At 72.7% G+C, this 22,157-nt stretch carries 18 protein-coding genes; 9 read left to right on the forward strand and 9 right to left on the reverse strand.

Annotated features, from left to right (window positions below):
* Window positions 1-368: 368 nt before the first annotated feature.
* Window positions 369-1,295 carry a DUF3027 domain-containing protein gene (locus ACWEBX_RS26360; RefSeq protein ID WP_451887290.1) on the reverse strand — a complete coding sequence of 309 codons (927 nt, stop codon included), beginning with the start codon at window positions 1,293-1,295 and terminating at the stop codon, window positions 369-371.
* A gap of 409 nt (window positions 1,296-1,704) precedes the next feature.
* Between ACWEBX_RS26360 and ACWEBX_RS26365 the strand changes: the two genes are divergently transcribed.
* From ACWEBX_RS26365 to ACWEBX_RS26380, 4 genes are all read left to right on the forward strand, one after another.
* Complete coding sequence (locus ACWEBX_RS26365; protein ID WP_451887291.1) at window positions 1,705-3,129, forward strand: MFS transporter; 1,425 nt, start codon at window positions 1,705-1,707, stop codon at window positions 3,127-3,129.
* 75 nt (window positions 3,130-3,204) lie between these two features.
* Entirely contained in the window at window positions 3,205-3,708 is a 504-nt protein-coding gene (locus ACWEBX_RS26370) for a DUF2771 domain-containing protein (protein WP_451887292.1), read from the forward strand.
* A 26-nt stretch (window positions 3,709-3,734) separates the two neighbouring features.
* The gene (locus ACWEBX_RS26375; protein WP_451887293.1) at window positions 3,735-4,433 is read left to right on the forward strand and encodes a futalosine hydrolase; all 699 of its coding nucleotides are present in this window, start codon (window positions 3,735-3,737) and stop codon (window positions 4,431-4,433) included.
* Window positions 4,417-5,280: a 1,4-dihydroxy-6-naphthoate synthase gene (locus tag ACWEBX_RS26380; protein ID WP_451887294.1), complete on the forward strand. Its 864-nt coding sequence runs from the start codon at window positions 4,417-4,419 to the stop codon at window positions 5,278-5,280. The genes ACWEBX_RS26375 and ACWEBX_RS26380 overlap by 17 nt, the downstream gene beginning before the upstream one ends.
* A 21-nt stretch (window positions 5,281-5,301) precedes the next feature.
* Here the strand turns inward: ACWEBX_RS26380 and ACWEBX_RS26385 are convergent, their stop codons facing one another.
* Entirely contained in the window at window positions 5,302-5,685 is a 384-nt protein-coding gene (locus ACWEBX_RS26385) for a cold-shock protein (protein ID WP_339130057.1), read from the reverse strand.
* Between the two features lie 197 nt (window positions 5,686-5,882).
* Between ACWEBX_RS26385 and ACWEBX_RS26390 the strand changes: the two genes are divergently transcribed.
* A complete protein-coding gene (locus ACWEBX_RS26390) occupies window positions 5,883-6,134 on the forward strand; it encodes a hypothetical protein (protein WP_451887295.1) in 252 nt (83 codons plus the stop codon).
* 88 nt (window positions 6,135-6,222) lie between these two features.
* On the opposite strand, the gene ACWEBX_RS26395 is transcribed toward ACWEBX_RS26390, so the two are convergent.
* Window positions 6,223-6,843, reverse strand: coding sequence for an HAD family hydrolase (locus ACWEBX_RS26395; protein WP_451887296.1), 621 nt, complete (start codon window positions 6,841-6,843; stop codon window positions 6,223-6,225).
* 51 nt (window positions 6,844-6,894) lie between these two features.
* Complete coding sequence (locus ACWEBX_RS26400) at window positions 6,895-7,905, reverse strand: hypothetical protein (RefSeq protein WP_451887297.1); 1,011 nt, start codon at window positions 7,903-7,905, stop codon at window positions 6,895-6,897.
* A gap of 309 nt (window positions 7,906-8,214) precedes the next feature.
* On the opposite strand from ACWEBX_RS26400, the gene ACWEBX_RS26405 reads away from it, so the two are divergent.
* Together ACWEBX_RS26405 and ACWEBX_RS26410 are read left to right on the forward strand one after the other, a co-directional pair.
* The gene (locus tag ACWEBX_RS26405; protein WP_451887298.1) at window positions 8,215-10,770 is read left to right on the forward strand and encodes a helicase-associated domain-containing protein; all 2,556 of its coding nucleotides are present in this window, start codon (window positions 8,215-8,217) and stop codon (window positions 10,768-10,770) included.
* 123 nt (window positions 10,771-10,893) lie between these two features.
* Window positions 10,894-12,540, forward strand: a complete 1,647-nt coding sequence (locus tag ACWEBX_RS26410) for a DNA repair helicase XPB (protein WP_451887299.1) — start codon at window positions 10,894-10,896, stop codon at window positions 12,538-12,540.
* Between the two features lie 179 nt (window positions 12,541-12,719).
* On the opposite strand, the gene ACWEBX_RS26415 is transcribed toward ACWEBX_RS26410, so the two are convergent.
* The gene (locus ACWEBX_RS26415) at window positions 12,720-12,914 is read right to left on the reverse strand and encodes a hypothetical protein (protein WP_451887300.1); all 195 of its coding nucleotides are present in this window, start codon (window positions 12,912-12,914) and stop codon (window positions 12,720-12,722) included.
* 542 nt (window positions 12,915-13,456) lie between these two features.
* Here ACWEBX_RS26415 and ACWEBX_RS26420 point away from each other — a divergent pair.
* Window positions 13,457-15,421, forward strand: a complete 1,965-nt coding sequence (locus tag ACWEBX_RS26420; RefSeq protein ID WP_451887316.1) for a HelD family protein — start codon at window positions 13,457-13,459, stop codon at window positions 15,419-15,421.
* A 100-nt stretch (window positions 15,422-15,521) separates the two neighbouring features.
* Here the strand turns inward: ACWEBX_RS26420 and ACWEBX_RS26425 are convergent, their stop codons facing one another.
* Window positions 15,522-16,736 (reverse strand): trypsin-like serine peptidase, encoded by a 1,215-nt coding sequence (locus ACWEBX_RS26425; RefSeq protein WP_451887301.1) that lies wholly within the window; start codon window positions 16,734-16,736, stop codon window positions 15,522-15,524.
* A gap of 203 nt (window positions 16,737-16,939) precedes the next feature.
* Window positions 16,940-17,644, reverse strand: coding sequence for a copper homeostasis protein CutC (locus ACWEBX_RS26430; RefSeq protein ID WP_451887302.1), 705 nt, complete (start codon window positions 17,642-17,644; stop codon window positions 16,940-16,942).
* A gap of 159 nt (window positions 17,645-17,803) precedes the next feature.
* Here ACWEBX_RS26430 and ACWEBX_RS26435 point away from each other — a divergent pair, with 159 nt between their 5' ends.
* Window positions 17,804-20,254, forward strand: coding sequence for an N-acetylmuramoyl-L-alanine amidase (locus ACWEBX_RS26435; RefSeq protein ID WP_451887303.1), 2,451 nt, complete (start codon window positions 17,804-17,806; stop codon window positions 20,252-20,254).
* Window positions 20,255-20,278: 24 nt separating this feature from the next.
* Here the strand turns inward: ACWEBX_RS26435 and ACWEBX_RS26440 are convergent, their stop codons facing one another.
* Together ACWEBX_RS26440 and ACWEBX_RS26445 are read right to left on the reverse strand one after the other, a co-directional pair.
* Window positions 20,279-20,956: a maleylpyruvate isomerase family mycothiol-dependent enzyme gene (locus ACWEBX_RS26440; RefSeq protein WP_451887304.1), complete on the reverse strand. Its 678-nt coding sequence runs from the start codon at window positions 20,954-20,956 to the stop codon at window positions 20,279-20,281.
* A gap of 68 nt (window positions 20,957-21,024) precedes the next feature.
* Window positions 21,025-22,056 (reverse strand): saccharopine dehydrogenase family protein, encoded by a 1,032-nt coding sequence (locus tag ACWEBX_RS26445; RefSeq protein WP_451887305.1) that lies wholly within the window; start codon window positions 22,054-22,056, stop codon window positions 21,025-21,027.
* Window positions 22,057-22,157 lie beyond the last annotated feature (101 nt).

Below are 22,157 nucleotides of genomic sequence, written 5' to 3' on the forward strand. Positions count from 1 at the left end.
GGCCGTGCCGGTGCATCAGCCCGTCGCCGTTGGACGGAGATGTGAGCGTCGGTGGCGACGGGCATCGATGTACCGGCACGGCCCCTCACGCCGTATCCCGGCTGCGGGTGCGGAATCCAGCCCCTCCGGGTTCAGCCCCTCCGGCGTTTGAGGAGCGGGGTCCGGGGCGGAGCCCCAGAGGTGATGGGGGTCCCCCCTGGTCGAGCGAAGCCGAGACCTTGGGGGAGGGTAGGGGCGGAGGGGGCGAGAAACGGTTGGGGCGCGTTCGTGCCGGGGAGGGGGAAGCTCCGGTTCCCCGGGCCCGGGGTACGGCCGCCCGTTCACCGGGGACGGTGCGCCCCGGTGATGGCCCTGGGGCCGGTGAAAGGCTACGAGTGGCCCAGTTCTGCCTGGGATTCGTCCGTGGCCGACGGGACCGAGCCCGAGTCGGGGGACGGACGCAGCGGGAACGGGTCCACCTGGGTCTCGTCGATCACGGGAAGCGGCGGCCGCGGCGGCGTCGGCATGACGGCGGCCTCGGAGTGGCCCCCGCACCCGTACGCGAGCGACACCACACGCCCGTCCGCAGGCGAGAACTCATTCGCGCAGACACCGAACGCCTGCCCGAGCGAGCCCCCGATCCGGTTCAGGAAGCCACAGCTCACGCACGTGGCGGGCGCGGCCTGCGCCATCGCCGTCTTGGCACCGAACGAGTCCTCCCAGCGGTCGGCCGCGACATGCAGCCCGTACCGGGAGAGCACCCGGGCCCGGCGGAGCCCCAGCTCCTCGGCGACGGCGGCGATCGAGCCCCGGCGCGGAGCCATCGGCAGATGCGCGGGCGTGCCCGCGGTCACCTCGGCGTCCTCCGCCTCCACCAGCTCGGCCATGTCCTCGGAGACCGCGGAGTTCGGCGCGGGCTCGTCCTCGCCGGACCAGCCCGGCTCCAGCCGGAGATCCTCGGCGTCCGTGGGGAGCAGATCCCCGGGGCCCATGTCGCCGGGGCGGAGCCGCTCGCTCCACGGCACCCACTCCGGGGCCAGCAGAGCGTCCGTGCCGGGTAGCAGCACCGTCTCGTCCAGGGTGACGATCTTCGCCCGGGAGGCACGGGCCACGGTCGACGCCCAGCGCCAGCCGCGGTATCCGGGTTCCTTGCACTCGAAGTAGTGCGTGACAACGCGGTCCCCCTCGGAGACCATCCCGAGATGCTCGCCCACGATGCCGGGGTAGGCGGCTTCCTCGGCTGCCGCGCGGGCGAGGTCGACGGCCTCGGCGCACAGACGGTCCGGGGTGCGGCTTCGCGTTGTCGCTGCGCTCACAGGTATCGCTTCTCTCCTACGCCGTCTCACGGGTGCGCCAGTCCTCGGCGGGGGTGCGGACGGAGCGGACCGGTGGGCCGCGTCGACGTCCGCGCCCGATCGCACTCGGGCGCACCTACGTCATCCATTCTGCGGGATGACCGAGAGGCGCGCGGCCGAGAACAATCGCCGCAGGCGCGTTACGCACGCTACCTTCTCCTGGCCCCTGGGCCCACACCGGCGGCCCTCTTCGGTGCTCCGCGCCGGGATCTTCGGCGCTCAGCGGCCCCCGGAGTCCGCCGTTCCGCGGCGCCGGGCGGCGAATGTTTTCCCCGCGCCCACCCGTCTCGCCCAGTCCGATGGGCCCCACTCGGCCCCCATACGCGCGGTAACCGCACTACGCACCCCGAACTCGGGGCACTATGACGGAGTGGCGTCCGCAAGGTCACCCCAGGGAGCAACCGGTGTCGGTGGCGCCAAGGGGAGCAACCGGAGTGGCGGATCGGGCCGGGTGACCGGATCCGTCCGTGCGGTGGGGCGTGCCCTGCACTTCCCCGTGTCGCGGACCGCCCGCGGCATCCGCAAGGCCACGCACGCGCACGGAGCGGGCGAGTCGGGCCTCGGGAAACTGATCGAACTGCACGCGGTGAACGGCGCGGGCGACGTCATGATCACGGTGGCGCTGGCGTCCACCGTGTTCTTCTCCGTGCCGACCGACGAGGCCCGCAGCAGGGTCGCCCTCTACCTGGGCATCACCATGGCGCCCTTCGCCATCCTCGCCCCCGTGATCGGCCCGCTGCTCGACCGTCTGCCGCACGGCCGGCGGGCCGCGATGGCGGGCTCGATGCTCGCTCGGGCGATGCTCGCGCTGATTCTGGCGAGCGCCGTCGTCACCGGCACCTTCGAGCTGTATCCCGCCGCGCTCGGCGTGCTCGTCGCCTCCAAGGCGTACGGCGTGGTGCGCAGCGCCGTCGTACCCCGGCTCCTGCCACCCACGTTCTCCCTGGTCAAGGCCAATTCCCGGGTCACTCTGGGCGGGCTCCTGGCCACCGGTGTGGCCGGGCCGATCGCCGTCCTGCTCCAGTCGGCGGGCGCGCGCTATCCGCTCTACGGCGCCTTCACGATCTTCATCCTGGGCACATTCCTGTCGTTCTCGCTGCCGCCCAAGGTCGACTCCGCCAAGGGCGAGGACACGGCACTGCTCGCCGCCGACGCGGACCATCTGCACGGCCCGCATCTGAAGAAACCCCCGCGCCCCGGGCTGCGGACCGTGGGAACGGCCGTCACCCACGCCCTCGGCGCCAACGCCTCGCTGCGCTGTCTGTCCGGCTTCCTGATCTTCTTCCTCGCGTTCCTGCTGCGCGAGCACCCGCTCACCGGCAAGAGCGCGGCGGTCTCGCTCGGCCTGGTGGTCGTCTCGGCGGGCGTGGGCAACGCGATCGGCACGGCCGTCGGAGCCTGGCTGAAGCAGCGCGCCCCGGAGATCATCATCGTGACGGTGGTGGCGGTCGTGGTGGCCGCCGCGATCACGGCGGCGCTCTTCTTCGGCACCCTGATGGTCGCGTGCCTCGCGGCGATCGCCGGCTTCGCCCAGGCTCTCGCCAAGCTGTCCCTGGACGCCCTGATCCAGCGAGACGTCCCGGAACTTGTCCGGAATTCGGCCTTCGCCCGCTCCGAGACACTGCTCCAGATGGCCTGGGTGCTCGGCGGAGCCATCGGGATCGCGATGCCGCTCAACGGGCCGCTCGGGCTCTCCGTGGCGGCCGGGATCGTCGCCGTCGGATGGCTGACGACCGTGCGGGGACTGCTTCTGGTGGCACGGCGCGGGGGATCGGCCCGCAGCCGTGTCTCCTGAGCCGCGCGGGGGCCTCGCGCGGCACGCCGCACCCCACGTGGGGGCACCGGTGGGCCTGCCCGATAACCTTCGGTCATGACCTCCCTGCCCCGCGGCAGAGCCGCCCATGGACAAGGCGCTGCGCGCCGTCGCCGCGCCGTCACCACTGTCGGCGCCGTTTCCGCCGGACTCCTCGCCCTGTCCGCCTGCGACAAGCCGACCCCGATCGCCACCGTCACGGTCGGCACCAAGTCGGTGAGCTCCGAGGCCGACTGCTACAACGACGGGGACGCCCTCAAGGCTGACCTGACGGGCTGCCTGCGGTCCAAGGACATCAAGTCCATCACCGTCGACCCGGACGAGACCGTGCGGTTCGGCGTGGACCCGAAGATCGCGGACAAGGGCTGGACGATCCTGATGAACGGGCAGCAGCTCCTGCCCGAGACCACCAACAAGACGTACCTGACGATTCCGGGCAGCGTCTTCTTCAACCAGCAGTACGGCGCCACCGGCAGCTCGACGCTCGTCTCCGTCAAGGAGGGCGACAAGACGGTCACCGGCCTGTGGTCCTTCAAGTTCAAGAAGGACACGGACAACTGATCACCGCCGCCGGGCCGAGGGTGCTCGTGGCCACCGCCGTCTCCGTGGAGCGGGATGCGGTGGCCGCGGCGTCGTCCGGCACGGCGCGGGAGATACGGCTCCCGGGGGCGACGCTCCACCGGACCGGCGGGCTCGATCTGCTCGCCGCCGGTGTCGGCCCCGCCCTCGCCGCCGCCTCCGTCTCCGCCGCACTGACCGCCGCCGCCCTCGACGGCGCGCCCTACCGCCTTGTCGTCTGCGCCGGGATCGCTGGCGGATTCCAGCCCGGCGCGCCCGTGGGAGCGCTCGTGGTCGCCGACGACATCGTCGCGGCGGACCTGGGCGCCGAGGCGCCGGAGGGTTTCCTTCCGGTCACCGAGCTCGGCTTCGGGACCGTCAGCCACCGGCCTCCGGAATCGCTCGTACGAGAGGTCTCGGCCGCCACCGGCGGCAGCGTCGGAACGGTCCTCACGGTGTCGACCGTGACCGGCAGCGCCGCCCGCGCCGCCGAGCTGCGCGCCCGGCACCCGCGTGCCCTCGCCGAGGCGATGGAGGGCTTCGGGGTCGCCGAGGCGGCCGGCGCGCACGGTGTGCCGGTGCTGGAGATCCGCGCGGTGTCCAATCCCGTCGGCCCGCGCGACCGCGCCGCGTGGAACATCGGCGCCGCCCTCGCGGCCCTCACCGGGGCGTTCGGGAAGCTCGGACCCCTGCTGGAGAGTTGGAACCCTCATGAGCGCACTGACTGAATCCGCCGAGGCCCTGCGGATCGCCTACTCGCCCTGCCCCAACGACACGTTCGTCTTCGACGCCTGGGCGCACGGCCGAGTCCCGGGCGCGCCCTCCCTCGACGTGACGTTCGCGGACATCGACATCACCAACGGCATGGCCGAGCGCGGCGAGTTCGACGTGCTGAAGGTGTCGTACGCCGTGCTGCCGTACGTCCTCGACGAGTACGCGCTGCTGCCGTGCGGCGGCGCGCTCGGTCGCGGCTGCGGTCCGCTCGTGCTGACGAAGGAGGCGGGCACCGGACTCACCGGCCGCACCGTCGCCGTGCCGAGCGAACGGTCGACGGCGTATCTGCTGTTCCGGCTGTGGGCGGCGGAAACGGTGCCCGGCGGGGTCGGCGAGATCGTGGTCATGCCGTTCCACGAGATCATGCCGGCCGTACGGGACGGGAAGGTCGACGCGGGGCTCGTCATCCACGAGGCGCGTTTCACGTACCAGAACTACGGGCTGCACAAGCTCGCCGACATGGGCGAGCACTGGGAGCGGACCACCGGGCTGCCGATCCCGCTGGGCGCGATCATCGCCAGGCGGTCGCTGGGAGCCGAGCGGCTCCTGGAGCTCGCCGAGGCCGCCCGCGCCTCGGTCCGCGCCGCCTGGGACGACCCCGAGGCCTCCCGCGCCTACGTCCTGGAGCACGCCCAGGAGATGGACCCGGGCGTCGCGGACCAGCACATCGGCCTGTACGTCAACGAGTTCACGGCCGATCTGGGCGAGCCCGGATACGCGGCGGTCCGCGGGCTGCTCACCCGTGCGGCGGCCGAGGGGCTGGTGCCGCCCCTCGGACCGGACGCGCTGGCTTTCCCCTGATCCCCGGACCTCGCCCGGGCCTCACACGTCGAGTTGGTCGGCGACCGCGCGCAGCAGGCCGGCGATCTGCTTTCCGGAGGTCTTGTCCGGGTAGCGGCCCTGTTCCAGGGTGGGCGTGATGTTTTCGAGCAGGGTCGTCAGGTCCTGGACGATGGACGCAAGTTCGTCCGGTTTGCGGCGCTGGGCGGCCGCGACCGACGGGGCCGGTTCCAGAAGGGTCACCGAAAGGGCCTGGTCACCGCGCTGACCGGCGACGACGCCGAACTCGACACGCTGGCCGGGCTTGAGGGCGTCTACTCCGGCGGGCAGGACCGAGGAATGGACGAAGACGTCGCCGCCGTCGTCACGGGAGAGAAAGCCGAAGCCCTTCTCAGTGTTGAACCACTTGACTTTGCCGGTGGGCACGTCTGTCCTCGTCCTCGTACTCGTCGGAAACTACTCGGGGAACGGCTCGGGTGGTTGCAGGGGCAACTGCCCGTTAAACGCCTCTGGATAGCACTACAGCGGGTCCGCCGACCCGCCGGTACCAAGGCTAATGGTCCGTCGGCTCGTGACAAGACGTCGCTGGATTGTTCCTTCGCGCAGGGAACTACCCTGGTGGGGTGCGTGACAAAACCCAAGCGAATTCCCCTGAAGCCGGTGACGGGCTGATCCGTGCCGGAGCCATCGTGTTCTTCATCGGAGCGTTGGCCACACTGGTCACCGTGGCCCCGCTGTTGTTCGGCACGAAGCCTTTTCCGTTCTACATGTTCGGCTTGAGCATGCTCATGGGCGTCGGATTCCTGCTGGCCGCCGCGGGCGTGCTCCAGTCCGCCGCGCAGGGCCGCCGCCGCGCCCGAGCCGCCCGTTCCTGACGGCGGTCGTTTCCGACGCGATCGCCCCTGACGGCGGTCGTTCCCGACGGCAGCGGCGGTTCCGGCCGGTGCCGGATCCGGCGTGCCCTCAGCGGTGGTTCTCCAGCCACGCCGGGAACTCGGTGAGATCGCCGAGGACGACGTCCGCGCCCGCCGCGCGCAGTTCCTCCGCGTCGCACGGCCCGGTCGCCACGGCCACGCTGTACGCCCTTGCCGTGCGCGCTCCGCGTACGTCGCCGGTGTGGTCGCCGACGTACACGCTCGCGCCGTGCTCGCGCAGCGCGACCGCCTTCTGTTCGGCCCACAGGTTGCCGACCACTTCGTCCGCGTCGATGGCGAGGTGGTCCAGGTGCAGCCTCGCGTTGGGCTCCCACTTCGCGGTCACGACGACCGCGCGGCCGCCCGCCGCCCGTACCGCCGTGACGGCCTCGCGCGCGCCGGGCATCGCGAGCGTGCCGGTGATCGCGTGCTCCGGGTACATCGCGCGGTAGAGGCCGGCCATCGCCGCTATGTCCTCGGCCGGGAACCAGTGGGCGAGTTCCTGCTCCAGCGGGGGCCCGAGCCGGGTGACCACCAGATCGGAGTCGATGTACGTCCCCGTCCGCGCCGCCATCGCCTCGAAGCAGGCGTGGATCCCGGGGCGGGAGTCGATCAGGGTCATGTCGAGGTCGAAGCCGACGGTCAGCGCAGGTGAGGTCATATGCGCCATTGTGCCCAGACCTCCGGGAGGCCGGTCCACGCCTTTTCGCCGAGGCCGGGCTCAGCGCCTTCGCTGGGAGCGCCAGACCAGGTACAGGGCCGAGGCGATCGCCGCGCCACGGACGACGAAGGGCCAGGTCTCGGCCATCGCCTCGTTCATGTGGCCCTCGGCGACGGGGTCGCCCCACCGGCCGTCCGAACGGCCCCAGAGCCAGACGATGCCGGCCGTGGCGGACAGTCCCGGCAGAACGAGGACGGCCCACTTCGACTCCGCCCGGGTCAGCCGGCGCGAGCCGTAGGCGATCAGCCAGCCGAGGCCGAGCGCGAACCAGTTGCCGAGGACCGCGCCCGCGACAAGGAGGGCGGCGGCGAGCAGGAGCAGCGGGTTGATGTAGCCGCCGAGACGCGGGAGAAGCCGGCGGGGCGGGCGGCGGGCGGGGGTGGCCTCGGCGGCCGGCTCGTCCTCGGGGCCCGGTGCCGCCGTCTCCTCGGCCGGGGTCGTCTCCTTCCCGGGACCGCCGTCCTTGTCCCCCGGCGGCGGCTTGAGCAGTTCGGGGATCTCCACGCCGCCGACGAAACCCGGCACGCTGTCGCCGAGTCCGAAGGGGCTGTCGGTGCCGCGCCACCAGTCGGGCCGGGTCGCGCTGTCGCCCAGTTCGGCCGCGCTCGCCAGATGGGGCGGGGACGGCGCGTCGGCGGCGGCGCTCTCGGCGGGCCGCTCCCGGGCCGGGCGGGGGCGGGGGACGACGCGGCGCAGTCCCTTGGGGCGCTCCTCCGGTTCGGCGGCGGCGCGCTGGGAGGGCACGGCGGCCCGGGTCCGGGCGCCGGACTCGCCGCCCGGGGTGCCCCGTCCGGCCGCCGTGACGATCTCGTCGGGGGTGCCGAGGCGGTCGAGGATGCGGCGGACCGCGGCGGGGGTGTCCGCGCCGGCTCCGGCCCGGCGGCGGCCGATCTCCTCGCGCAGTTCCGTGACCAGGCGCATGCGGGTGCCCGACGGCAACTGGCGCTGCTGGGCCAGGTCGCCGACCCGGCTCAGGTAGTCGAAGACAAGCTGGTCGCTCTCGATCCCCACGAAGTCCCCTCCGGGGCCGGTGCGTTGGATACCCCGTGGGGACGAAGGTACCGGTTCTCCCCCGTGCGAGTGCGTCCGGTCCGGGGCTCGGCCTGCCGTGCGAGGCGCGCCGTGCCGCCGGGAGCCGGCCCCCTCGCGCCGTGCCGCCGGGAGCCGGCCGCCGGGAGACGTGCGGGACTTCGGGGGCGGGCGGGATGGTGGTCGCGGGCCGGCGGGATGGTGACGACAGGTCCTGATCGCGCGGCCGCCCGGCGGTCCACCGGCCGGGGGCCGGGTCCGGCGGGCGTGCCACCCGCTACCGTTGACAGGATGAGCCCCGAGACGACCGCCCCGCGGTCCCTGGCGGAAGCACTCCGCGCGCGGGACGACGCCTCGCTGTCCGCCCTCCTGCGGTCCCGGCCGGACCTGATCACCCCCGTCCCCACGGATCTCACCCAGCTCGCCACACGGGCGGGCACCCGGGCGTCGGTCGTGCGCGCCCTGGAGCGTCTGGACCGTTTCACGCTCCGGACGGCCGAGGCGCTGGCCGTGGCGCGCGAACCGGCGACGTACGACGAACTGCTCGGGCTGCTGGCGGGCGACGACGGCGACCCGGCGGTCACGGCGGCCTTCCCGCACGCGCTCGGGACGCTGCGCGAACAGGCGCTCCTGTGGGGGGCCGACGACCGGCTCCGGCTCGTCCGCACGGCACGTGAACTGCTCGCCCCCTCCCCTCAGCACCCGTCCCCGACGGGGCTCGGACCGACCGTCGGCGAGGCCACCGCGGGCATGTCACCGGGGCGCATCCAGGAGATCGTGGCGGCGGCGGGGCTGGCGTCCACCCATGACTCCGTGTCGGCGGTGACCTCGCTGAGCGCCCTGTTCTCCGACCGGAGCCGGATGTCGGCCCTGCTCGACGAGGCGCCCGCCGACGCGGTGGAGGTGCTGTCCCGGCTGGTGTGGGGTCCTCCGTACGGGCAGGTGACGGCCGAACCCGCGGCGCATCTGCGCTGGCTCATCGCGCGGGGGCTGCTGCTGCCGACGGCGCCGGGGACGGTCGTGCTGCCCCGTGAGGTCGCCCTGCATCTGCGGGCGGGCCGCGCCCACCGGGTGACCGAACCGGTGGCGCCCGCGGTCGAGGCCGCGACGGTCCACCGTCCACAGGCTGTGGACGCAGCCGCGGCCGGTCAGGCGTACACGACGCTGGCGACCGTCGAGGAACTGCTGAAGGACTGGCACGAGGGCGGCCCCGCCGTGCTGCGCGCGGGCGGTCTGAGCGTGCGGGACCTGAAGCGGACGGCGGTGGCGCTCGACGTCCCCGAACCGGTCGCCGCGTTCTGGGTGGAACTCGCCTACGCGGCGGGCCTGGTGGCCTCGGACGGCGAGGCGGACGAACGCTACGCGGCGACACCCGCGTACGACGCGTGGCTGGAGCTGCCCGCCGCGGAGCGCTGGGCGCGGCTCGCCACGGCGTGGCTCGCGGCGACCCGCACGGCCGGTCTCGTCGGCGGACGGGACGCGAAGGACCGTACGCTCTCGGCGCTCGGCCCGAACCTCGACCGCTCCGCGGCACCCGAGGTCCGCCACCGCGTCCTCGCCCTGCTCGCCGAGCTCCCCGAGGGCGCCTCCCCCGACGCGGACTCGCTCCTCGCCCGGCTGTACTGGGAACGGCCCTCGCGCAGTGCCCGGCCCTCACCGGACGACCTGCGGGCCCGGCTGGCCCGCTGGACGCTCTCCGAGACGGAGCTGCTCGGGGTGACCGGCCGGGGCGCACTGTCCGCGCAGGGCCGGGCGCTGCTGGGCCTGCCCGCCCCGGCGGGCGCGCGGGCGGCGGAGCCGGACGGTCCGGGCGACAAGCTTCCCGCGCACAAGCGGCGCTCCCCGCTGGGCGCCGCCGTGACGGCCGCCGTACCGCACTCCCCCGCCGAGCGGGCCGCGGCGGCGTCCCGGGCCGCCGCCCTCCTCGCGCCGCTGCTGCCCGAGCCGCTCGACCACGTCCTGCTCCAGGCGGATCTGACGGCGGTCGCACCCGGCCCGCTGGAGCGTCCGCTGGCCGACACGCTCGGGGTGCTCGCGGACGTCGAGTCCAAGGGCGGGGCGACGGTCTACCGCTTCACCCCGGCCTCGGTGCGCCGGGCGCTCGACGCGGGCCGTTCGGCGTCCGACCTGCACGCGTTCCTCGCCGCCCACTCCCGTACGCCGATCCCGCAGCCCCTCGCCTACCTGATCGACGACATGGCGCGCCGGCACGGTCATCTGCGGATCGGGGCGGCCTCGGCGTACGTCCGCTGCGACGACGAGGCGGTGCTCAACGAGATCCTCGCCGACAAACGCTCCCAGGAGTTCGGGGCGCGGCGGATCGCTCCGACGGTGCTGGTCGCGCAGGCCGACCCGACGACGCTCCTCGCCGGTCTGCGGTCGATGGGCTTCGCGCCGGCCGCCGAGTCGGCCGAGGGCGACGTGCTGATCAGCCGGGCCCACGCCCACCGCACCCCGCCGCGCACGGCGCCCGAACCTGTCCCGGACGGCCCGCCGGTCCCCGACGCCACACTCCTCGGCGCCGCGATCCGCGCGATCCGCGCCGGGGACCTCGCCTCCACGGCTCCGCGCAAGGACGACTCGGCCGCCGGGCGTCCCGGCAACGGCGCCCTGCCCCGCACCAGCTCCGCCGAGACCCTCGCGACCATGCAGGCCGCCGTCATGACGGGCGAGGCGGTGTGGATCGGCTACGTCAACGCCGAGGGCGCGGCCAGCCAGCGCGTCATCGCCCCCATCCGGGTCGAGGGCGGCTTCGTGACGGCGTACGACCACACCGCGGACGAGGTCCGCACCTATCCGCTGCACCGGGTCACGGGGGTCGCGGAGCTCGCCGACGAACAGCCGTGATCCCCGTCGGCGGCCGGTCGTGATCCCTCACCGGCGACCCGCCGTGACCCCCCGCCGGTAGGGCACACTGGACGTTTGGCCGAGCATCCGCGCCGGGTGCCGCCACGCAGAAAGGGACGGGTTGTGAACGGACCCCTCATCGTCCAGTCCGACAAAACGCTGCTGCTGGAAGTCGATCACGAGCTGGCCGACGCCTGCCGTCGGGTCATCGCCCCCTTCGCCGAGCTGGAGCGGGCGCCCGAACACATCCACACCTACCGGGTGACCCCGCTCGGCCTGTGGAACGCGCGGGCCGCCGGGCACGACGCCGAGCAGGTCGTCGACGCGCTCGTGGAGTTCAGCCGCTATCCGGTCCCGCACGCGCTGCTCGTGGACATCGCCGAGACGATGGACCGCTACGGACGCCTCACGCTGAGCAAGCACCCGGCCCACGGGCTCGTCCTGACCACCACCGACCGGCCCGTTCTCGAGGAGATCCTGCGCTCCAAGCGGATCGCCCCGCTCGTCGGCAACCGGATCGACCCGGACACCGTGGCCGTGCACCCCTCCGAGCGAGGCCAGATCAAGCAGACCCTGCTGAAGCTGGGCTGGCCGGCCGAGGACCTCGCCGGGTACGTCGACGGTGAGGCGCACGCCATCGAGCTCGACGAGACCGGCTGGGCGCTGCGGCCCTACCAGCGCCAGGCCGTGGAGAACTTCTGGCACGGCGGCTCCGGCGTGGTCGTGCTGCCCTGCGGCGCGGGCAAGACGCTCGTCGGGGCCGGTGCGATGGCGGAGGCCAAGGCGACCACGCTCATCCTCGTCACCAACACCGTCTCCGCCCGGCAGTGGAAGCACGAGCTGGTGAAGCGGACCTCGCTGACCGAGGACGAGATCGGCGAGTACAGCGGCACCCGCAAGGAGATCCGTCCGGTCACCATCGCCACCTACCAGGTGCTGACGACCCGGCGGAAGGGCGTCTACCCGCACCTGGAGCTCTTCGACTCCCGCGACTGGGGCCTCATCCTCTACGACGAGGTCCATCTGCTGCCCGCGCCGGTCTTCAAGTTCACCGCCGACCTCCAGGCCCGGCGCCGGCTGGGGCTGACCGCCACGCTGGTACGGGAGGACGGGCGCGAGTCGGACGTCTTCTCGCTCATCGGGCCCAAGCGGTTCGACGCGCCCTGGAAGGAGATCGAGGCGCAGGGCTACATCGCGCCGGCCGACTGTGTCGAGGTGCGGGTGAACCTCACCGACTCCGAGCGGCTCGCGTACGCCACCGCCGAGAACGAGGAGAAGTACCGCTACTGCGCCACCACCGCGACCAAGCGGAAGGTGACCGAGGCGCTGGTCCGCAGGTTCGCCGGTCAGCAGATCCTCGTGATCGGCCAGTACATCGACCAGCTCGACGAGCTGGGTGAACACCTGAACGCACCCGTGATCAAGGGCGAGACCAGCAACGCGCAGCGGGAGAAACTGTTCGACGCCTTCCGGGAGGGCGAGATCAGCGTGCTCGTCGTGTCCAAGGTCGCGAACTTCTCCATCGACCTGCCGGAGGCCACGGTGGCCATCCAGGTCTCGGGCACCTTCGGCTCCCGCCAGGAGGAGGCCCAGCGTCTGGGCCGCGTCCTGCGCCCCAAGGCCGACGGCCACAAGGCCCACTTCTACTCCGTGGTCGCCCGCGACACCATCGACCAGGACTTCGCCGCCCACCGCCAGCGCTTCCTGGCGGAACAGGGCTACGCCTACCGCATCATGGACGCCGACGAGGTGCTGAGCGAGAGCGAGTAGCAGCCCTGACCGCCGGGGCTCTTTTCCGGCACGGCCCGGGAAATCTCAACCCCTCCGGCGTTTGAGGAGCGGGGTCCGGGGCGGAGCCCCGTGGCGGGTGGGACGACAGAGCCGGGCCCTTTGTCGGGGGGCCGGACCGGAGTTCTGGTGGGCCCGGGGCAAAGAAGCGGGCGTACGTGTCAACGGCGCCGTACGCCGGCTTCCTCGCCATACTCGCCGAGCAGAACGACCTCGATGGCCGCGCGCCCGAACACCTTGACGGCCTTCAGGGCGTCGCCGAAGCGGTGTCGGTGCTGGATGGAAGTGACGGCCGTCGCGCCACGCGCGACAGGCCCGGGATGGGCAGGACCTGGGGTGAAAGTGGCTGCGCTCATATCTCCATGGTGCGGCCACACCGACCCGAACGGCGTCGGTCCATGGACCGAACCTCGCCCACCCCTCAGGTACCGCTCCGGGCCACCCGCCGTACGCCTCACGACGGACCCCTCCCCCTAGGGAATCCCGGGCCCGACCCTGAGGAGCCACGCAGGCACCGGAAGGACGCGGCGCCCGGGAGCCGGAAAACCCATTGGCCCCGGCATCCGTCCTTCGCCTAGAATCTTCGGTCTTGCCCGCCTCCCTCGACGGAGTGCCGCCGCCCGGCCGGAAACCGGACGGCACCCGGAATCAGTGCGGATTCCGCAGGGATTCCCGGCGGAATCCCGACGGAATCCGTGGCGATTCACGATCTGCATCACTCGCGCAGCACTGCCAGAAGCACCACGGCACTTCCGCAGCACCCCCACAGCAGGTTTCCCGGAGGCAATTCCCCGTGTCCACCCTGTCCGAAGGTCCGTCCGGCGCCCCTTCCGAGTCCGACGATCCCCTCTCCCGCGAGCGCTCCCACCTCGCCCACTCCCGTTCGGCGCTCCGCGCGATGCGTGAGGACGCGGAGAATCTCGACATCCGCGACGTCACCGCGAACTGGGTGAACGCCGAGGTGCTGCACCGCCAGATCACCGAGCGCATCAAGTCCCTCGCCGACCTCAGCCACACCCCGCTCTTCTTCGGGCGGCTCGACTACCTGCACGCCCCGGGCTCCGACCTGGCGGAGGGCGCCGAGGGCGAGCGGTTCTACATCGGGCGACGGCATGTCCACGACGCCGACGGCGACCCGATGGTCATCGACTGGCGCGCGCCGGTGTCGCAGCCGTTCTACCGGGCCTCGAAGAAGGACCCGATGGACGTCGGGCTGCGCCGACGGTTCGGCTACACCGGAGGCGACCTCACGGCGTACGAGGACGAGCACCTCTCCGACCCGGCCGAGGCGGCGGCCACCAGCAAGCTGCTCCAGCAGGAGATCGAGCGCCCTCGCGTCGGCCCGATGCGCGACATCGTGGCGACCATCCAGCCCGAGCAGGACGAGATCGTACGGTCCGGGCTGTCCGGTTCGGTCTGTGTGCAGGGAGGTCCCGGCACCGGAAAGACCGCCGTCGGCCTGCACCGGGTCGCCTATCTGCTGTACGCGCACCGGGAACGGCTCGCCCGCACCGGCACCCTGGTGATCGGACCGAACAAGTCCTTCCTGCACTACATCGAGCAGGTCCTCCCCGCGCTCGGCGAGCTGGAGGTCAGGCAGGCGACCGTCGACGACCTCGTCGCGCATGTCGAGGTGCGCGGAAGCGACGACGCGCCGGCGGCCGTGATCAAGGGTGCCGCCCGGATGGCCGAGGTGCTGCGCCGGGCCGTGCGCTCGCACGTGACCGTCCCCACCGAGCCCGTGATGGTGGTCAGGGGGTCACGGCGCTGGCGCGTTCCCGCGTACGAGCTGGAGGAGATCGTCCGGGAGCTGCTGGACCGGGACATCCGGTACGGCGCCGCCCACCAGGCCCTTCCGCAGCGGATCGCGCACGCCGTGCTGGTCCAGATGGAGCGCTCCGGTGAGGCGCCGGACGACCGGGTGCAGGACGCCGTCGCCCGCAACCCCGCCGTGAAGGCCGCCGTGAAGGCGATCTGGCCGCAGGTCGACCCCGCGAAGCTGGTGCTCCGGCTGCTGACCGACGCCGGGTTCCTCGCCGCGCACGCGGAGGGGCTGCTGGACGAGGACGAGCAGAAGGAGATCCTCTGGGCGAAGCCGGTGCGCAGCGTGAAGAGCGCGAAGTGGTCGGCCGCCGACGCCGTGCTCATCGACGAGGCCACCGATCTCGTCCAGCGCACGCACTCCCTCGGGCACGTGGTGCTCGACGAGGCGCAGGACCTGTCGCCGATGCAGTACCGCGCCGTGGGCCGGCGCTGCACGACGGGGTCGGCGACCGTGCTCGGGGACCTGGCGCAGGGGACGACCCCGTGGGCGACCCGGAGCTGGGAGGAGGCCCTCGGGCATCTGGGCAAGGGCGACGCGGTCGTCGAGGAGCTGACCGCCGGTTTCCGTGTCCCCACGGACGTCATCACCTACGCGTCCCGGCTGCTGCCGCACATCGCGCCCGGTCTCACGCCGGTCGCCTCGGTGCGTGAGAACCCGGGCTTCTTCGAGGTGCGCGCGCGTACGGCGGACGCCGACGTCCTGGGCGCGGTGGAGGAGCTGCTGGACCAGGAGGGGTCGGTCGGACTGATCGCCGCCGACGCCCGGATCCCGGTGCTCGCCGAGGCGCTGACGGCGGCCGGGCGCACGTACATCGGTCCGGGCGAGGAGACGACGGCCGAGACCCGGCTGACGCTGGTGCCTGCCTCCCTCGCGAAGGGCCTGGAGTACGACTACGTGGTGCTGGACGAGCCGGGCGCCGTCGTGGACGGCGAGCCGGACGAGCGCACCGGGCTGCGCCGCCTGTACGTGGCGCTCACCCGGGCGGTCTCGGGACTGATCGTGACCCACGCGGCCCCGCTCCCGGCCGAACTGGCCTGATCGGCCGAGGGCCCCGGCGCGGATTCGGGCGGCCCCCGGCACGGACGCGGACGGCCCCCGGCACGGATGCCGGGGGCCGTGAACCGCGGTGCGCGAGGGGCTAATTGAATTTCCGGCTGGTCGCCAGGTAGACCTGCTTGGCGTTGTCGCCGAGGCGTGGCCCGGTGATGAACGTCTTGCGGTCGCTCAGGGAGTTGTTGGAGACCAGATAGGTCCGGCCGTTGTGGCTCATGAACCAAGGCCCGCCGGACGCACCGCCGTTCATGGTGCAGCCGATCATGTACTGGGCGGGGACGTTGCTCGCGAGCACGAAGCGCTTGGTGGCGCCGTGGCAGTCGTACATCTTCGAGCCGTCGTAGGGCGCCTCGGCCGGGTAGCCGCGGACCTTCATGGACGTGACCTTGTTGGCGGCCGGAGCGCCGAACCACACCGGCAGGGCCGAACCAAGCTGCTCCTGAAGGGACTTGCCGCCGCTCTCGGGCTTGACGTGGAGCACGGCGTAGTCGTACCCGGAGGCCGCGTTGCCCGTGTGGCCGCCGCCCTTCATCCACTGGGAGGACGTGGTGGCCCAGTCGGCCCACCAGACGCCGTACGGGGAGACGGACTTGGCGCGCGGGTCGGTGATCTGACGGCTGGTCAGGCTCGCGCTGTTGTTGTACGAGGGGACGAAGGCGATGTTGCGGTACCAGCCGCCGCCCTTGCCCGCGTGCACGCAGTGACCCGCGGTCCACACCAGGTTGGACTTGCCGGGGTGCGCCGGGTCGGTGACGACGGCGGCCGAGCAGACCATGTTGCCCTGGGGCGAGGAGAAGAACATCTTGCCGACGGGCGGCGCGTAGTGGTGATAGGTGCCCTTGACCTTGGCGGCGGTCTGCTTCGTCACCTTGCCGTCGGGCAGGTACGAGGTGGCGCCGCTGCCCGAGCCCGAACTGGTGCTGCCCGCCCGGGCGACCGGGATGTTCGCCTTGGCCTCGGCCATCTTCTCCGGCGACCAGAAGTCCTTGATGTACGGGTTGGCGAAGTCCTCCGCCTTGGAGGCCCAGTCGCTGTAGTCCTGCCACCCCCCGTTCTTCCACTTGTCCAGGGCGGCGCCGCCGAGTTCGGTGGGAATGCCCTCGGGCAGCTTGTACCCGCCGAGCGAGACGGAGCCGTCGTCCTGACCGGTGTCGACGCCCTTGTCGGCCTGGGCGGACGACGAGGGCCGGGCGGCGGCCCCCTCGTCGTCCTTCTTGCTGTCACAGGCCGTGGTGGTGATCATGACGGCCGCGATCACGGCGGCGGCCGCCGCGAGCGTGCGGCTGCGTATGGATGGCATGAAGCCCTGTCCCCCTGATGCTGCTGTGCTGCCGCACCGCGTTCGCCGGCACGCACATCCGTGTGATTGTCATGCCCCGGGCGATCGAGGCAGATCAAATATGCACGCGAAAAGCCGCGCGGTGATCGACACGTGACTCTCACAACACAACAACTACGAGGCGGAGATGGATCCGTGACCTCCCGGACCGGAGAACCGGCCGCCTACGCGTCGACGGCGGTCCGCCACTCCCGTACCGACTCCGCGGAGACCGGCCCCGTCCAGCCTTCCGGACGCGCGGCACCGCCGATGTGGAAGGCGTCGAGGCCCGCCGCGCGCAGCTCCGGCAGATGGTCGAGGCGCAGCCCGCCGCCGACCATGATCCGCGGCTCGTACCCCGGTTCACCGCGGCGGGCGGCCTCGGCCGCGAGGACGGAGAGCCCGTCGTCGACACCCGTCGGGGATCCGGCGGTCAAATAGGCGTCGAGGCCGGGCAGGTCACCGAGCTGCTTGCGCAGCGCGTCCCGGTCGGCGGCGCGGTCGATCGCGCGGTGGAACGTCCAGCGGCAGCCGTCCAGTTCGGCGACGATCCGCTCGACGGCGGCCAGATCGGGACCGCCGTGCTCGTCGAGGAATCCGAGCACGAACTCGTCCGCGCCCGCGTCCCGCAGCTCGCCCACGGCCCGCACGAGAGCGTCGACGCCCGCCGTGCCGCCCGCCGAGAAGCCGTCGGACCGGCGCAGCATCACGCGCAGCGCGATGTCGACGGAAGCGCGGATCCCGGCGAAGGTCTCCACCGACGGGGTCAGGCCGTCGGCCGCCATGTCCGTGACCAGCTCCAGCCGGTCCGCACCGCCGGCCTGAGCGGCGACCGCGTCCTCCACGCCGAGGGCGATCACCTCCAGGACCGCGCTCTTCCGCTCAGTCATCGGACCTCTTCCCTTGGGCCGCTATAGGTCTAGTCCAATCCAACAGTACGCGGGCGGGGGCGGAGGCGCGAGAAGATCGCATCCGGCGCCCTAGTTGATCTTTCATATAACCTCCTCGCGCGTGAAGATCATGTGATGACCACGTGGAGGGGTGGGGCAGTGCGACAACGTGGGTGGGGTGCGGCCGTTCTGACGGTCGCGGCGGTCTCGGGAACCCTGGTGGTCCAGGGGGCCGGCGGGAACGACGGCGCGTCCGGACCGATCCGGACGCGTACGACGACCGCCGCGCTGACGGTGGCCGACGGCGGCACGTCCGCACGGCTGGACCGGCGGGACACCGCTCCCTTCGGCATGCTCGGGATCACCTGGGCCGAGCCGTCCGCACGCGTGACCGGCACGATCGAGGTCCGGACCCGGGACGCCGCGCGCCACGTGTGGTCCGAGTGGCTGCGGCTGGACGGTGACAGCGGCGAGGGCGAGGAGGGCGCGTCCCGCGGCGGCACCGCTCCGGCGTGGGTGGGCCCGTCCGACGGGGTGCAGGTGCGGATGTCCGGCGCGCCGTCGCAGCGGCTGCCCGAGGGCCTGAGAGTGGACATGATCGACCCGGGCGGCGACGCGGCCTCACGGCTGGAGCCCGCCGGGTTCGTGATGGACCCGGCCGACCCGACCGGCACGGCGGACCCGGCCGGCCCGACCGCGACGGACGAGCCCGCGGAGACCTCCTCTCCCGACCCGTCCCCGTCCCTGACCTCAGAGCCCTCGTCCGACCCGACGGTCTCCGCCGTACCCACGGAGTCGCAGACGCAGCCGTCCACCGGGAGCGCGAGCCCTTCCCCGACCGGCTCCGCGCCGGAGTCGGCCTCGCCGACCGCGACCACGACCGTTCCCCCGGCCCCGCAGTCCACCGTGCCCCGCCCGCCGATCACCTCGCGTGCGGGCTGGGGCGCCGACGAGTCCATCAGCCCGGAGGAGCCCGGCTATCTGCCGGGCGGGAGGATCAAGGCGGTGGTGCTGCACCACACCGCCACCTCCAACGACTACACCTGCGCGGAGGCCCCGGCCGTCATCCGGGCCGTCTACGCCTACGACGTGCAGCAGTTGACCTGGAAGGACATCGGCTACAACTTCCTCGTCGACAAGTGCGGCACGGTCTACGAGGGCCGCAAGGGCGGCGTCGACCGGCCCGTGATGGGCGCGCACGCCTACGGCTTCAACTCCGAGACCACGGGTATCGCCGTCATCGGTGACTACAGCGACGTGGCGCCCTCCAGGGAGGCGATGACCTCGGTCGCCCGGCTCGCCGCGTGGAAGCTCGGCCAGTACGGCGTCGACCCGACCGGCACCGCCACCCTCACCGCGGGCGCGACCGGGCCGAACTACTTCCGCCGGACGTGGGAAGCGGGGGCCAGGATGACCTTCCCCGTCATCCACGGCCACCGTGACGGCTACAACACCGTGTGCCCGGGCGACGCCTACTACGCCCTGCTGCCCACGGTCCGTGCCTGGGCGGGCGGGACGGTCGAGGGGCTCACGCTGGACTCGGTCACCGGCGCCGGCGCGTCCGGCAGCACCGTCCTCGCCGACACCGCCGTCACCGTGAAGTGGTCGGCCTCCACCCCGGCCTCGCTGGTCAGCCGGTACGACGTCCTGGTCGACGGCGAGGCCGCGGCCACTGTCGCCGGCACCGCCTCCTCCGCCGAGGTGAGCCTGGCCCCGGGGACCCACAAGGTCGCCGTGCGGGGCGTCCACCAGTCCGGCAGGACCGCGGTAACCGAGGACGTCACCGTCGTCGCCGAGTCCGCCTCGCCCACCCCGACCCTCACGGCCCCCGCCACGACCGCCCCGCCCACGACGACCACCACCACTCCCGCCGCGACGGCCTCCCCCACGACGAAGACCACGCCCCCCGCGGCGACGACCTCACCCACCACGAAGGCCACCACCCCCGCGCCCACGGCCTCACCCACCACCCCCGCCGACACCACCCCGCCCGTCTTCTCCACCAAGCCGAATCTCGCCCTGCGCACCGGCACGGTGAGCACCACGGCCGTCCCGGTCACCCTGAAGTGGAAGGCCACCGACACGACGGGGCTGAGGGAGGTCCGCCTTACCGCCCCGGTCGCCAGGACGTACGGTCCGACGGTCATGAGCGCCGGCCTCACCGCCAAGTCCGCTGTCGCCACGACCTGGAGGATGACCGCGTACGACAAGGCCGGCAACGCCGGCTCGGCCTCGGTGAGCGGCACCCCCGTGATCCTCCAGGAGAGCGCGGCCAAAAGGTCCGGCACCTGGACGTCCAAGTCGTCGAGCAGCTACCTGGGCGGCACGTCGTACGGCAGCTCCACGAAGAACTCCTCGCTGACCTGGACGTTCACCGGACGCTCGGCGGCCCTGGTGGTCTCGCGCGCCGCGACCTCCGGCCAGGTGTACGTGTACGAGGACGGCAAGAAGACCGCCACCCTGGATCTGAGGTCGACGACCACGAAGTACCGCGACGCCCTCTGGGCGAAGACCTGGACCACCGCCGCCAAGCACACGGTGAAACTCGTGGTCGTCGGTACCGGCGGGCGGCCCACGGTCACGGCAGACGGGCTCGTGTATCTCAAGTAGCCGGCAACCGGTCGGCCGTCCGGGTCACCCGAACAGGTTGAGCTCCTCCTCCCGTGCCCCCACCAGCTCGTACACCGTCGTCTCCGGGACCGGCCGGCCCGAGCAGAGCCGTACGAGGGTCGCGCCGCCGCCGATGTAGCGGGCCGGGGGACGGTCGCCGGGCACGCCGCCCAGGAGGAGCGGGTCGTCGAGCTGGTCGAGATCGGCGTGCAGCGGCACCCGGCCGCTCTCCCGGCTGTATCGCGCCAGGAGGGCGAGGGCGTGCGGAAGTCCCTCGCCCTCGTAGGCGCCGGGTTCGCCGAACGCCTCGCGCACGTCTCCCGCGTGGATCCACTCGCCGAGCGCGACCGCGTCGAGGGCGCCCCTGGTCCGGGCGATCGCCGGGCCCGCCTCGGTCATCCCGCGTTCCAGCTCGTCGATCACCCGCTCCGTCGGCCAGTCGGCGCGCTCGGCGATGTCACGGTCGTTGGACTCGGGCTCGAACACCCCCGGCTCGAAACGGCGCTCGACGACCCGGGCCAGCACGGCCGAGCAGTGCGCCAGCACGTCCCGCACCGTCCACGCCGGACACCCGGCCGTCGGACGGGCGAAGTCGTCCTCCGGGCGGGCCCGCAGCAGCGGGATCAGCGCGTCGCGCTCGGTGCGCAGGAGCAGACCGGGCAGTTCCGGGTCCCGGACATCGTGTGCGTCTTGAGGAATCATGACTCCACGCTAGGCGCCGGCGTACACGCATGGCTGCCCTCCGCGGGGGCCCGTCGTTCCCCTGCCCGCTATCCGGCCAGTTCGACGGAGATGTGCGGGGACAGCGCGCGGAGGAAGTCCGGGGCGTCGAAGATCTCGCCGGCGGAGGCGACGCCGGTCGTCCTGGTGCGTCCGGTCAGGATGCGGTCGAGCGCCTCCACCACGAGCGGCGCGGTGACGGCGTAGATGTCCCGGCCCCGCGCCACGGCCCGGCGTTCGGCGCCGCCGGAGCGCACCACGACGTCGACGACGAAGGTCTGTTCCGACCGTCCGCGCTCGTCGGCCGCGCGCGGGGCCGGGGTGTCCGGGGCCGCCAGTTCCCCGGCCGCCTCGACGGTCATGTAGGTGTGCACCTCGGGGACGGCGAAGTGGCTGGGCACGGTGACCACGTCGGCCATCGAGAACTCCCCGATGACGGCACGCGGACCCATCGGGTCGGGGAACGGCCACTCCAGGGTGGGCGGGGTGTCCTGGACGTACTCCAGCCGCCCCTTCGTGTAGCGGACGCGCCGGCCGCCGCGCCGCTCCCGGGAGACCGCGCCGGCCTCGCGCGTCCCGGGGGTGGGGTGCCAGCCGCTCAGCCCGTACGCGACGTGGACCTCGTCGGCCGCCGTCCATGCGCCCATCGCGGCGGTGACCAGCAGGTCGCCGAAGCCGCCGTAGAACGCCATGGCCGGGACGATCACCGCTCCCGCCGCCTCGGCCCGCTCGGCGAAGTGCGTGAACGTGTCGAGGTTGGCCTCGATCTCGGCCGCCACGTCCACGTACGGGATGCCCGCGCGCAGGGCCGCCTCGATCACGGGGGCGGCCGTCGTGGCGAAGGGTCCGGCACAGTTGACCACCGCCACGGCACCGGTCAGCGCGTGGTCGAGGGACGCCGGGTCCCCGACCGTGGCCGGACGGACGTCCAGACCCGGCCACGAGGCCGCCAGGTCCTTCAGCTTCTCGGCGTCCCGGCCGGAGAGGACCGGGGTGAACCCGCGCTCCAGCAGTTCGGCCACCACGAACCGGCCCGTGTGCCCGTACGCGCCGAACACCGTCACCGTCTGACCCGCCTTCATGGGTTCTCCCCCGTGCTCGAAGTGAACTGCCTTGATCCGTAAGGACATCCTGGCGGGAAGGGGCGCTCCGCACGAGTGTCCGGAACGACATGCCCCGTACA

Source organism: Streptomyces sp. NPDC005070 (assembly GCF_053600395.1).